This is a genomic window from Sphingopyxis sp., from assembly GCF_051861155.1.
In the GTDB taxonomy this organism is placed as follows: Bacteria; Pseudomonadota; Alphaproteobacteria; order Sphingomonadales; family Sphingomonadaceae; genus Sphingopyxis.
In genome coordinates this window covers 13252-24937 of record NZ_JBHYDE010000007.1, presented here as the reverse complement: position 1 = coordinate 24937, position 11686 = coordinate 13252, and the positions used below count along the sequence as shown (strand labels likewise).

12 protein-coding genes are annotated in these 11686 nt (G+C 67.0%); 4 read left to right on the top strand and 8 right to left on the bottom strand.

What is annotated here, in order from left to right; genetic code table 11:
• Positions 1-20: 20 nt before the first annotated feature.
• On the bottom strand, positions 21-557 hold the full coding sequence (locus tag ACTIFP_RS13230; RefSeq protein ID WP_439569178.1) for a hypothetical protein: 537 nt from the start codon (positions 555-557) through the stop codon (positions 21-23).
• A gap of 414 nt (positions 558-971) precedes the next feature.
• On the opposite strand from ACTIFP_RS13230, the gene ACTIFP_RS13225 reads away from it, so the two are divergent.
• Positions 972-1178, top strand: a complete 207-nt coding sequence (locus tag ACTIFP_RS13225; RefSeq protein ID WP_088442721.1) for a cold-shock protein — start codon at positions 972-974, stop codon at positions 1176-1178.
• A gap of 42 nt (positions 1179-1220) precedes the next feature.
• On the opposite strand, the gene ACTIFP_RS13220 is transcribed toward ACTIFP_RS13225, so the two are convergent.
• Positions 1221-1673 (bottom strand): hypothetical protein, encoded by a 453-nt coding sequence (locus ACTIFP_RS13220; RefSeq protein ID WP_439569177.1) that lies wholly within the window; start codon positions 1671-1673, stop codon positions 1221-1223.
• Positions 1674-1945: 272 nt separating this feature from the next.
• Between ACTIFP_RS13220 and ACTIFP_RS13215 the strand changes: the two genes are divergently transcribed.
• The 3 genes from ACTIFP_RS13215 to ACTIFP_RS13205 all read left to right on the top strand — a co-directional run bounded on the left by ACTIFP_RS13215 (position 1946) and on the right by ACTIFP_RS13205 (position 4627).
• Complete coding sequence (locus tag ACTIFP_RS13215) at positions 1946-2890, top strand: right-handed parallel beta-helix repeat-containing protein (RefSeq protein WP_439569176.1); 945 nt, start codon at positions 1946-1948, stop codon at positions 2888-2890.
• Positions 2891-3063: 173 nt separating this feature from the next.
• On the top strand, positions 3064-4197 hold the full coding sequence (locus ACTIFP_RS13210) for a cell wall hydrolase (protein WP_439569175.1): 1134 nt from the start codon (positions 3064-3066) through the stop codon (positions 4195-4197).
• 43 nt (positions 4198-4240) lie between these two features.
• Positions 4241-4627 (top strand): VOC family protein, encoded by a 387-nt coding sequence (locus ACTIFP_RS13205; protein WP_439569174.1) that lies wholly within the window; start codon positions 4241-4243, stop codon positions 4625-4627.
• 6 nt (positions 4628-4633) lie between these two features.
• On the opposite strand, the gene ACTIFP_RS13200 is transcribed toward ACTIFP_RS13205, so the two are convergent.
• The 6 genes from ACTIFP_RS13200 to ACTIFP_RS13175 form a co-directional block, all read right to left on the bottom strand.
• The gene (locus tag ACTIFP_RS13200; protein WP_439569173.1) at positions 4634-5383 is read right to left on the bottom strand and encodes a hypothetical protein; all 750 of its coding nucleotides are present in this window, start codon (positions 5381-5383) and stop codon (positions 4634-4636) included.
• 43 nt (positions 5384-5426) lie between these two features.
• Positions 5427-7139, bottom strand: a complete 1713-nt coding sequence (locus tag ACTIFP_RS13195) for an ATP-binding protein (RefSeq protein WP_439569172.1) — start codon at positions 7137-7139, stop codon at positions 5427-5429.
• Positions 7140-7210: 71 nt separating this feature from the next.
• A complete protein-coding gene (locus ACTIFP_RS13190; RefSeq protein ID WP_439569171.1) occupies positions 7211-7984 on the bottom strand; it encodes a TIGR02186 family protein in 774 nt (257 codons plus the stop codon).
• Complete coding sequence (locus tag ACTIFP_RS13185; RefSeq protein ID WP_439569170.1) at positions 7981-8889, bottom strand: sulfite exporter TauE/SafE family protein; 909 nt, start codon at positions 8887-8889, stop codon at positions 7981-7983. The genes ACTIFP_RS13190 and ACTIFP_RS13185 overlap by 4 nt, the downstream gene beginning before the upstream one ends.
• Before the next feature lie 105 nt (positions 8890-8994).
• A complete protein-coding gene (locus tag ACTIFP_RS13180) occupies positions 8995-10143 on the bottom strand; it encodes a hypothetical protein (protein ID WP_439569169.1) in 1149 nt (382 codons plus the stop codon).
• Entirely contained in the window at positions 10140-11570 is a 1431-nt protein-coding gene (locus ACTIFP_RS13175) for a glycosyl transferase family protein (protein WP_439569168.1), read from the bottom strand. The genes ACTIFP_RS13180 and ACTIFP_RS13175 overlap by 4 nt, the downstream gene beginning before the upstream one ends.
• Positions 11571-11686: the final 116 nt, after the last annotated feature.

Genomic DNA, 11686 nt, shown 5'->3' with positions numbered 1-11686 from the left:
GAAGGCGGACACTTCCCGCGTCAGCCCCCGGCGGAGCGCCGCGCCCGCCGCCGGACGACCAGAGCGGTGATTATACCGAACAGGCTGATCAGGAACGCCGCCGACTTGATCGGCTGCGCCGCCGCGGCAATCTCGGCCAGGGCGTCATCGCCCGCAAAGCGCAGCGCCTGGATAAACTGGCAGATCGTCTCGATATAATCGGCGACAAAGACGATGATCGCGGCGACCATGATAATCCACCCGAGCCGTTGCAGCGCGGGCGTGTCCGCGGCGCGAAACATCCGTCCGCCGCAATAGGCACCAAAGGAATAGACCGCGATATAGACCAGGTCCAACGCGATCGCCCACCGTGCCAGCTCCATCGCGCCTTCCGCCTGCCACGCCGCCTGAATCGCATCGATCCGCGCGGCGTTGCCCGCCGATTGATGATCCCTGATCCCCCAAGGCGAAACGTCGCTGACGAACCACGGGTTCATCGCGATCATGACGGCGAGGATGAACAATCCGCCCAGCCAGAAGCGCCAGAAATTTCGTTCGAGCTTGCGTTCGTCGTTCATGCTGCCCCCCACGCAATTGATGCCGAAATCTCCCGCGAAACGCCCACGCTCTGGCGCGGTCGGCGGCGATCGATTCATGGCGTACGCGCGAAGTTTGGGAAAGCAACCGGTACAACGCCGTACCGGCGCCAAGGGGCAAGCACGCGCTGGGCGCGGCGGCGGCGCCTCGTTTCCGGCAAAAATATATTGGCTGGCAACGGATTGATCTGATCAAATTATCGTGCTTCGCTCTCTCTCGCGCTTCATGTTTTGCGCAAAAACTTGACTTTTCGCCAAAATAATGGCGATGTAATTCCGCTAACGTCGCCTGCGACGGAAATTTGATGCCATCTGGCTGATACTTCCCTTCACGCGCTACCAGCTTCACCGGTGCTTTTACCGGTGAATTTCCTGTTTTCGTGAAAGGAAACACCCATGCCCATCGGCACCGTAAAATTCTTCAACAGCGACAAAGGCTATGGTTTCATCGCCAACGAGGATGGTTCGGGCGACAGCTTCGTCCACATCACCGCGGTCGAGCGCGCCGGCATGTCGACGCTGAACAAGGAACAGCGCGTTTCGTACGAGCTGGAAACCGACCAGCGCGGCAAGACGTCGGCTGTCAATCTTCAGCCTGCCTGAATGATTTCCGATCCGGCGTCCCGCGGGCGCCGGATCGGATCGTCAGTCGATCCGTTCGACGACGATATGCGGCCACCGCGCCGCCAGCCGCTGCGCCCAGCGCTCATAGGGCCACGGAATCACTTCCTGATCGAACCAGAACAGCCGCTCGCCAGCGCGGTCGTACAGATGCACCGCGTCGTCGCTGTCGTCCTGGCGCACGATACGCAATTTGCTGATCTGCGAGGGGTGGATGCGCCCTTCGTCGCCGCCGCTGTTCCCGATCCGCCCCTGCCACCACACCAGGTCGCCCGTCGCTGGATCGACAAAACTGCCGCGGTTCGGATTGGCGAGCATGTTGAGCCCGGCGCCGAGCGCGACCAGCGCGCCCAGCCCTTGCGCCAGCGGCACCAGCCAGGGCGCGCATTCGCGGCCGTCCTCGCTGCAATTGTCGGCCGGGTCGATCGTCGACCCCGCCCACAGAAACACCAGCCCAAAGCCCAGCAACAGCCACATTCGAAAATCGGTGCGCGCGCTGCGCCGATAGGACGGGATGGCCGCGTCATTGCCCAGGCAATGGTCATAGGCGGAAATAGGTCAAGGGAGCCCTAACGCCGCGTCCGCCGTGGCAGTTGCCCGACTCGAAGCAAGGAATCATTAACTATCCCACTCAAATGATATGATTTTCCTACCCGGCGCGTAATTGCCGTTGCCACCGTTTCTCGATCATCATGGCCCCGGCGCCGACCGCATGCCGCGCCGGTGGAATGATCAGGAGCAGAATGACGATGGCCAAATCCGGGTTGATGATCGGGGCGGCGCTTGGCAGCGCGATGTTGCTTGCCGCGTGCGGATCGGGCGAAGGCGGCCAGTCGGCCCCGCCGGTCCAGATTCCCGGCCCGACGCCGTCGCCCACGCCCGCACCATCTCCCACCCCCGCGCCGACCCCGGCGCCAACCCCGACGCCGACCCCCGCCAGTCAGCGCCCCGACGCGCGCAACACTGGCGTGGCGCCCGGCACCGTCCTGCGCGCCTGGACCGGCCCCGCCTTTGACAACCGGGCGGGATTGATCATCGAGGCGTATGAATTGCCCGTTCCGGCCGACGGGCGCTTTTATCATTTCACCGGCGCCGACGTCGTGCTGCGCAACTGCCGGTCGCACGCCAGTATCCAGCTATCGGGTCCGCGGGCGCGCGTCGAAAATTGCGAGATCCGCGGCGGCATTTCGGTGTCGGGCGCACCCGACGTCGTGCTGAACCGCAACAATATCCAGGGATCGAGCAGCGACCTGATCCACATCACGTCGGACACCGGGCGAATCCGCAACCTGACAATCACCAACAATTTCCTGCACAGCCCGCTGCCCGCGTGCGGCGCCCACGCCGACGGCATCCAGATCCGCGGCGTCGATCGCATCGTGATCGAAAATAACGCGATCGACATGGGCCCATGGCGCCAGGTGTGCGGGGCCGATGCGCTGAACGCCGCGCTGTTCTTTGAAAATGCCAATGGCGGCAACACCATGATCCGGATTATCGGAAATTATCTGAATGGCGGCGGCTATGCCCTGCGCCTCGCGCCCGGCCAGGGGTATCACATCGTCGACAACCGCTTTGGCCGCGACGAGCGCTACGGCCTTGTCCTCGACAATTCGGCGCCCGGCGACATCGCCGCCGCGAGCGGCAATGCCCGCGACGACAACGGCAGTCCGGTCCCGATACCCGACCCGTGAACCACGCAGTCCGCCGGTTGGTGGACGACGCAACGCGCGCCCGCATCGCCGGCGCCGCTGCGGGCTACCCATAATGCGTTGCAACATTTTATTGGCGTTTGCGGGTATAAGACGGATCGGCACCCCGTCGGCGCGAATCGCGCGCCGCTGCGGCGATGGAATTTGATGGACGCATGAAGCCCGAACTGACCCTGACCGCCCGTTCGACGTGGCGCGACCCGGTGCCCGAAAAGCCGGCGGGGCCGGGCCGCGCCTTTTGGGCCGCGATCGTTGCGGTGATGGCGGTGGCGTGCCTCGCCTTCCTGCTGTCGAGCGGCCAGCTGCGCGCGCCCGCAGTGTTCGGCCCGTACAGCGTGTCGGTGCCGCTCGATTTTCGCGCCTATGACCCGGCGCGCTGGGCGATCATGAATGCCGATGATTATGAGGACGCGCTGAAGATCGACCCGACGCTGCCCGATCCCGCGAGCATCGGTTTCGGCGACGCCGCGGCGCTGCCGCCCACCGATCCCGCGTTGTTGCGCGACGAGGCGTTCGTCGGGCCACCTGCCAAACCCTATGTGTTTCGCGGCGTCACCGCGCTCGACCGCGAGCGGGCGCATTATTGCCTGACCGCCGCCATCTATTACGAAGCCGCATCGGAGACCGACGATGGCATGCGCGGCGTCGCGCAGACCGTGATCAACCGCGTTCGCCACCCCAGCTTTCCCAACACCGTGTGCGGCGTCGTCTTTCAGGGGTCGCAGCGCGCCGGGGTGTGCCAATTTACCTTCAGTTGCGACGGCGCGATGGCACGCGCGCCCAGCAAGCCGAACTGGCTGCGCGCCAGCCGCGTCGCGTCGGCGGCACTGGGCGGTTATGTGTTCCCCAAGGTTGGGCTTGCCACCCATTATCACACGCAGGCGATCTGGCCGCGCTGGGGCAAGAGCCTGGTGATGACCAATATCGTCGGCGCGCACATCTTCCATCGCTGGCGCGGCCGCTGGGGCATGCCCGACGCGTTCCGCGCCCCGTACCTCGGCCGCGAGCCGGTGCCCGGCCCCTATCTGCCGCTCGCGCAGCAGCTGGCGATCCTGAAAGGTCAGGGCATCGCCCCCGGCGCCGGTCCCGCACCGATGCTCAGCGGCCCCGGCGCGCCGCTGCCCGATGTCGCTGCCGCGCCGCTGCCCGGCGCGATGGCACCCGCCGCGCCCGTAATGCCGTCGCCCGTCGTCGCCCCGGCTCCGGCGCCGACCTATGCCGATCCGCGGCTTAACCAGTCGGGTCAGGTCCGCGAAGAATTCCGCGGCAGCGGTGAGTGGAAACGCTGATCCAATCGGCCTAGTCTGCCCATCCGACGACAGGGAGGCGGATATGGGACATGTCAAAGGCATCGGCGGTTTGTTTTTCCGGGCGCGCGACCCCGACGCGCTGAACGCCTGGTATCGTGAGCGGCTGGGCATCGGCGCAGGCTGCAACGCCGACGATAGCGGCCCCGTCAACGAATGGGTGTGGAACGTCACCGCCGGCCCGGTGGTGTTCAGCGCGTTCAAGGGCGACACCGACTATTTCGCCGCCGATAAACAACATATGCTGAACCTGCGCGTCGACGACCTCGACGCCGTGCTCGCGCCGTTTCACGACGCGGGCGACGCGGTCATCACCAAGGATGAGTGGGACGACCCGGCGATCGGCCGCTTTGCGCGCGTGCACGATCCGGAAGGCAATCCGATCGAGCTGTGGGAACCGCCGAAGGGGTAAGCCGGGCTAGCGGCCCGCGCCGAATTCGTCGGCGATCAGGCGATAGAGCAACGGATCATAAGCGCGCAATTCGCGGCGGGTATTGATGTGCCCGTGGATGCCGTCGCCGCCGCGGCTGCCCTCGCGGTTGGCATTAAAATAAGGCTGGACGCCCTCGGCCCAATAGCTGTTCGCGCTGGTCGCGGCATAGGTGTTCGCCCACCGGCGATTTGTTGCCGCATGGGCATAGGCCTTGTCGAGTGCGGGCGCGAAGGAGTCCTTTCGAGGCCGCAGTGCCAGCTCGGCGATCGACGCGGCGAGGCTGTACACCAGAATATTCTCGTCACCGGCGCGGTCGGCCAGATTGGCTTCGGTCGCGACGCACAGCGGCCAGTGCCGCGTGGCGCCAAAGCCGCCCCAATACCGACTGTCGGCGTCGGAGCCCAGGCGATCGCGGGCGCCCGGAACAGCGCTGATCGTCTCGCCGCGGGCGATGATCGCGATGCGGAAATTCGCCTGGCGCAGTTGCCGGACGGTATCGCGCGGCACCGTCGCCAGCACGCGCGCCACGGTGCGCCGCGCCAGCTGCAGCGTCCGGTCATCGACCATGGCCGACCCGACGACGGGGATGCCGCGCACCTCCGAATATTGGGCGTACCAAGGATCGCTCAGCTGGTATTTTTCGGCCATGGCGGCAGGAACGCCGCGCGCATCGGCCGCAGGTGCGGGCGACGACAACGCCATGGCCAGGAAAGCGACCGCGGCACCGGGAACCAACCGACACTCCATACCGCGGGTTTAACGAACCCGGCGGCGGCGATCAACGCCCCTGGCTGCGCCAGCGCTTCACCACGCGCTCGAGGATTTCTGCCTCGCCGCCGGTTTCGCGCCACAGTTTGGAGAACAAGGGATCGCTCGATGCGGGCCGCTTTTCTTCCTCCAGCGTGTCGAGATAGACGCGGATCGGGATCGACACGCCTTCGCCGCAGACGATACATTCGCGGTTGCGCAGCGCCGGGATCGAATCGATGAACCCGCGCGCGCCTTCGGGCATCGCGGCCTTGACGAAATGCTGGTCGCGCTCGTTGTTGAGGCGCATCGAAATGATCGTGCCGCACTGCGACAGCACGCCTTCGGCCAGATCGGACGGACGCTGGGTGATCAGGCCCAGCGACACGCCATATTTACGACCTTCCTTGGCGATCCGTTCCAGAATCTTGCGCACCGCCTGGCCGCTGCCGACGTCCTTCGACGGGATGTAGCGGTGGGCTTCTTCGCAGACGAGCAGGATCGGCCGCTGCGGTTCGCCGCGCGACCAGATCGCATAGTCGAAGGTCAGGCGCGACAGCACCGCGACGACCACCCCGGTGATGTCCGAAGGCACCCCCGAAACGTCGATGATCGAAATCGGCCGGCCGTCGGACGGCAGGCGGAAAATCTTGCCCAGAAAGCCCGCCATCGTGTCGGCGACCAGCATGCCCGAGAACATGAAGTTATAGCGCGGGTCGGCGCGCATTTCCTCGATCTTGCCCTTGATCCGCATGAACGGCGCCGACGACGTAGCCTTGTCGAGCTTGCCCATTTCATTGGTCAGAATGCTGAGCAGGTCGGAAAGCAGGTAGGGAATCGGTGAATCGACCGTAATCTTGGTCATGCCTTCGGCCAGCCGGTTCTTGGTCCGCGCCTGCAGCAGGCAGCGCGACAGCACGTCGCAGTCGGCCTGACGGTCGCGGCCCTCGGCGGTGACGAACACTTCGCAATGTTCCTCGAAATTCATCAGCCAATAGGGCATGGCGAGGTTGTCGACGTCGAACAGCGCGCCGATGCCTTTGAACGCCGCCGAATATTCGCCGTGCGGATCGATCATCACGATGTGACCCTGCGGCGCAAGCTCGCAAATCTTGTGGAGGATCAGCGCGGCGCTGGTCGATTTACCGGTACCCGTCGAACCGAGCAGCGCGAAATGTTTGCCGAGCATCGCATCGACATAGAGCGAGCCGCGAATATCCTTGGTCGGATAGACGGTGCCGATTTCGACATGCGCGCGCTCGTCGGCGGCATAGATTTGCTTGAGGTCGGCGCTGGTCGCCGCAAACACCTGGCTGCCCGGGATCGGATAGCGGGTGACGCCGCGGCGGAAATTCGAGATGCGGCCGGTGATCTTTTCCTCTTCGCCTTCGCCGAGGAAGTCGATGGTCGCAACGATCAGCCCTTCGCCGCGTTCGTGCAATTGCTGGTCGCGGATGCTGGCGATCAGCCAGATATTGCCGACGCGGACCTTGACCTGTGCGCCGACCTGGCCCGCCATCGCCACCGCGGCGTCGCTCGAGGTCGACAATTTGCCGATCGTCGCGGCGTCGAGCAGAATGCGCGAGGCAGACCCCGAAATGTCGATCACTTCGCCGATCATCAGATCGTCGCGATGATGGTTGATCACCGGCGCCACCGCAGCCGCCGCACCGCCACCGGCGAGCCGGACATGCTGCGCCGCGGTCGAATCTCCGGCGGGAAATCCGCCCCCTTGCATATCCATCAAAACGCCCCGCCTATTGTGGTCCCGGCGTTCGGTATCGCAGGCTAGGGTAAATATAGGCTAAAGGCGTTTTACCGGCGGCGGAATATCGCCGATGCGGCATAGCCGAGCAGCAGCGACAGCAACACCGCGGTCAGGCCATAAAGAAAGCCATGGCGCTGCGCCGCCAGCGCGACAAAGCGTTCGAACCCGGCCTTGCGGATCTGGACGTCGCGCGATGCCACCGCGATGACGCGGCCGCGGCTGATCAGGAAAGTTTCGGCGCGGTAGGTGCCAACGGGAACGCGCGCCGGCACCGGAATGCGGGCGCGGTAAAGCACGCCTTCGGTAATCTCGACCGCCGCCGGATTTTCATAGAATAGCCCGATCCGGCGATAGAGGTCGGTCAGCCCCGCCTCGAACCGTTCGAGCTTGTTCGCTTCCGAAAAGCCGGTCGGCGACATCGACAGATTGGCGAGCCCCAATTCAAAGATCGCGGCGGTGCGTTCGTCGACCAGCTTGTCGATTGGCCGCGACGATCCGATCGCGTAAAAGCCGGGCGAGGTACGCAGGCGAATGCTGCTGGCATTGACCCAGATGCCGGCCACGCGGCGCTTTTCGCGCAGGATGATCGGCCGCACCGGTCCCTTCAGCACCACGACGATGTCGGCGCGTTCGTCGGGCAGCCGCTGGCCGGGATAGAGGATCGCGCCGAACAGCAGGAGTTCCTCGCCGGTAAAGCTGTACTGGATGTCGATCGCGCGGCTCGACACGTCAGGGACCAGCCGCGGGTCGGCGGCCTGCGCCATGCCCGGCGCCAGCAGCAGCGCCGCGATGCACAGGATCAAGGCGCGCAGCCCGGTCATTGCACCGAATAGATTTCGTCGGGGCGGATGAACAGCCCGACCGCCATCTGCAACGCCACCAGCAGCACGATCGCCGCCAGCGCCAGCCGCAGATATTCGGGCCGCGCCTTTTGCGCGAAACGCGCGCCGAACTGCGCGCCGACGACGCTGCCGAGCAGCAGCAGCCCGGCGAGGACAATGTCGACCGCGCCGGTGGTCAGCGCGTGGACCATCGTCGTCGCGATCGTCACGAACAGGATCTGGAACAGCGACGTCCCGACGACAACCTGCGTCCCCATGCCGAGCAGATAAAGCATTGCGGGGACCATGATGAACCCGCCGCCGACCCCCAGCAGCATCGTCAGCACCCCGCCCGCCATGCCGAGCAGTAGCGGCGCGAGCGGCGAGATATAGAGGCCCGAGCGGTAGAAGCGCCAGCGCAGCGGCAGGTTGGCGACCATCGGATGGTGGCGGCGCTTGCGCGCCGGGGCGGGCAACCCCGCCTGCGCGGCGCGAAAGCTGCCCCATGCCTCGCGCCCCATGAACGTCCCGACGGTGCCGAGCAAGGCGACATAGAGGATCGAAATCACCGTATCGATCTGGCCCCAGGCGGTGAGCAGTTCGAACAGCCCGGCACCGACTAGCGACCCGAGCAGGCCGCCCGCGACCAGCACCGCGCCCATCCGCAGGTCGACCCCGTCGCGCTCCAGATGCGCCATCACCCCCGATACGCTCGCGCCGGTGACCTGCGTCGCCGCCGACGCTGCGGCAACCGTCGGCGGGATGCCGTAAAAGATCAGCAGCGGCGTAGTCAGGAACCCGCCGCCGACCCCGAACATGCCCGACAGAAACCCCACCCCGCCGCCGAGCAAGACGATAACCAGCGCATTGACCGACAGATTGGCAACGGGAAGGTAAAGATCCATGGGCCCCAAACGCGTCTGCGGCGCACGAAAAGTCGCCGAGTCCCGCGACCCTAGAGTATTTTTCGGGCGCGGGGAATCGGCTGCGGCGCTTAATTTCGCCGCGGGTCAGAAGTCGGTGGCGAGGGTCAGCGCGACGCCGCTTTCGGGAACCGCATCGCCCGCGACGCGCTGGCGCCAGTCGACCGCGATCCGGCTGCCTTCGCCGACTTGCGGAAGGCGCAGCGTCAGCCGCGGGCCGACGTCGACCCGCGCCGCACCGGGCTGCACCGCCCCCGCCGCCAGCGCACCGAGCCGCAGCGGCGACGTTTCGTCGGGGCCGATCCGCCGGTCGACGACGATCGCGCCGTCGGCAAAGCCGTCGCGGCGGCGCATCCCGACCACTCCGGCCTGGCCATAGGCCTCCAGCCGAAAACCGTGCGGCAGTGCAACGTCGGAAACGCCGCCGCTGACCATCGCGGCGAGCGCGGTGCGCCCCTCTTTGCCCGCGGCAAGGCGCTGTTCGACCGCGACATCGACCGGCCAATGTGCCACCGGGGCAAAGGCCAGCCCGAACGCAAGGTCGCGCTGTTCGGGGCGGCGCACCGCGAGCGCCGCGCGGCCATAGACGCGCGCGCGGCCGGTGGCGCCGAAGCCATAGCCGATCCGCATCCCCGCCTGGCTGCCGCCAAGCTGGCCCGCCGCGGCGATCGCGTCGGGTGCGGCGACCGCGCCGCCGCGCAGGTAAAGCCAGCCGGCCAGCGACCAACCCGACATCTGGCGCCGCATCCAAAAGGGCTTGCCCTGCCCCGGATCGGCGCGCGCGGCGGCGGGCAGCGGCGCCCAGACCGGGCCACCGGCGCCTAGCGCCGAACGCGCCCCACCGCCCGCGGGCGCGGGCAGACGGTGCGCCATCAAGGCGAACCGCAGGCTGTGCCGATCGGCCGCGCCGCCGATGCCTGACACCGCTGCGCTGTCGGTGGCCGCGGGTTTTAACCAATCAGCCGCAAGTGCATAGGACCGCGAATTTTGGGTTCTCGCCGGAATCGCCGTGACGTGCGGAACAGGCGCTACAACCGCCGGGTGGCTGCGCGCGACCGGGCCGATCGCCGCAAAGGGCGACGGGGCCGACCAAGGCGGCACGGCAGCGGCGGGCGGCGGCGGTACCGCAGGGTTCCAGTGCGCGGCGACGCGCAGCACGGTCCAGCCGCCAACGCAGAGCAGCAGGAAGCGCAGCGCCGGGGCATCGCGGCCCGCCACCGATCGCCGGACGGTCACCGCTGCAACACCGGCGCCGCGATCGGATCGGCCTCCATATCGGCGGCGTGATGCTCGGTCTTGTCCCACACGACCTCGCCCGATCGCAGCATCCGCCAGTAAATCATCACCGCGCGCCGCGCCGCCAGCATCGCAACGATGTTCGCGACAAAGGCCCGCGGCAGCGCCCACGCGGCCTCGCGCCAGCCATAGCAGCGCGCGGTGAACAGGCTGCGCATCGCGAGCCGCCAGACCAACATGACCGCGCCGAGCGCCAGCAGCAGCCGCATGGCGTCGCCCAGCTCCGCGGGCTGCCACCCCAGCAGCGCCTGCCCCGCGCCGCCGATCGCGGTCAGCACCAGCGCCGCATAGGCGGCGAGCAGCACCAGCGCGGCGAGCGGCGCCCGGCGATCGCGCCACAGCATCCAGCGCGCGAGCCACAGCCGACCCAGCGACGGCGGCCCGGCGTCGCGCCGCGCACCGGGCCAACCCAGATGATCCCACCCTGCCAGCGCGATCCCGGCGATCCAGCGCGCCTTTTGCCGTACCGCCGCGTCGGCGCGGTCGGGGAACGCCCCGCGCGACACGATCCGGTCGCCGGTCGGCGCCGCCATGTCGACAAAGCGGGTGCGCAGGCCATAGGCGCCGATCACCATGCCCAGCTCATAATCCTCGGTCAGGCTGTTGGTGCGGAACGGGTCGCCGCCGCGCTCCAGCGCGAGCAGCGCCAGCGTATGCCGCGTCAGCGCGCAGCCGACCCCCGCCGACGGCAGCGGCAGGCCGAGCCGCGAGCGGACGACCAGTTCCTTGCCATGCGCCTCGGCAAATTCATCGCCATAATGGCCGCCGATCCACCGTGCGCCGCGCGCCATCGTCGGCACGACGGGAATCTGGACCATCGCATTTTCGCCGAGATGGCGGCGATAGAGCGCGATCTCGCCCGGATGCACGTGATCCTCGGCATCGTGGAGGACGATCGCGGCGACGCGCCTGCCCTCGGCGCGCTCGTCCTCGCCCAGCGCCGCCCATAGGCGGTTGAGATTGTCGCCTTTGGTCGTCGGACCGTCGCGGTCGCTGACCACCAGCCGCAACCGGCGGTCGCGCGCGATCAGCGGCGAGACGGCGAACAAAGTCGCAGCATCATTGGGATAACAGCCGATATAGATGCGGACGTCTTCGCCCGCCCACGCCGCCAGCGCGCGGTTCAGCATGGCGGGCAGCACGCGATGCTCGTCCCACGCCGGAATGAAGACGGCCAGCGTTCCGCTGAGCGGCGGCGCTTCGCGGCGATAGCGGGAGGGGGCGGTTTGGTTCCGCGTGCCGAGCCACAGCGCATCGAACAACAGGTCGTCGAGCCCGATCAGCAAAATGCCCACCGATGCGAACAGCATCAGTTCATGGCCGGCCCCCGTCACCAGCCATTCCAGCCATGCGGTCGATAGCTCCACCCACCAGCCTCGTGCCACGGCGGCGTCGCGCCACCCACGCCCATATTGCTAGTGCGCGAGGGAGATTTGTAAAGCCGGGCGCATAGAGCTAGGACGCCACCAATGCCCCATCATAT

What these genes read in the sequence shown, in the direction of transcription:
- ACTIFP_RS13230 (WP_439569178.1), bottom strand. Translation starts at nt 557, where the DNA reads ATGAACGACGAACGCAAGCTCGAACGAAATTTCTGGCGCTTCTGGCTG.
- ACTIFP_RS13205 (WP_439569174.1), top strand. Translation starts at nt 4,241, where the DNA reads ATGGGACATGTCAAAGGCATCGGCGGTTTGTTTTTCCGGGCGCGCGAC.
- ACTIFP_RS13215 (WP_439569176.1), top strand. Translation starts at nt 1,946, where the DNA reads ATGGCCAAATCCGGGTTGATGATCGGGGCGGCGCTTGGCAGCGCGATG.
- ACTIFP_RS13190 (WP_439569171.1), bottom strand. Translation starts at nt 7,984, where the DNA reads ATGACCGGGCTGCGCGCCTTGATCCTGTGCATCGCGGCGCTGCTGCTG.
- ACTIFP_RS13220 (WP_439569177.1), bottom strand. Translation starts at nt 1,673, where the DNA reads ATGTGGCTGTTGCTGGGCTTTGGGCTGGTGTTTCTGTGGGCGGGGTCG.
- ACTIFP_RS13195 (WP_439569172.1), bottom strand. Translation starts at nt 7,139, where the DNA reads ATGGATATGCAAGGGGGCGGATTTCCCGCCGGAGATTCGACCGCGGCG.
- ACTIFP_RS13185 (WP_439569170.1), bottom strand. Translation starts at nt 8,889, where the DNA reads ATGGATCTTTACCTTCCCGTTGCCAATCTGTCGGTCAATGCGCTGGTT.
- ACTIFP_RS13225 (WP_088442721.1), top strand. Translation starts at nt 972, where the DNA reads ATGCCCATCGGCACCGTAAAATTCTTCAACAGCGACAAAGGCTATGGT.
- ACTIFP_RS13210 (WP_439569175.1), top strand. Translation starts at nt 3,064, where the DNA reads ATGAAGCCCGAACTGACCCTGACCGCCCGTTCGACGTGGCGCGACCCG.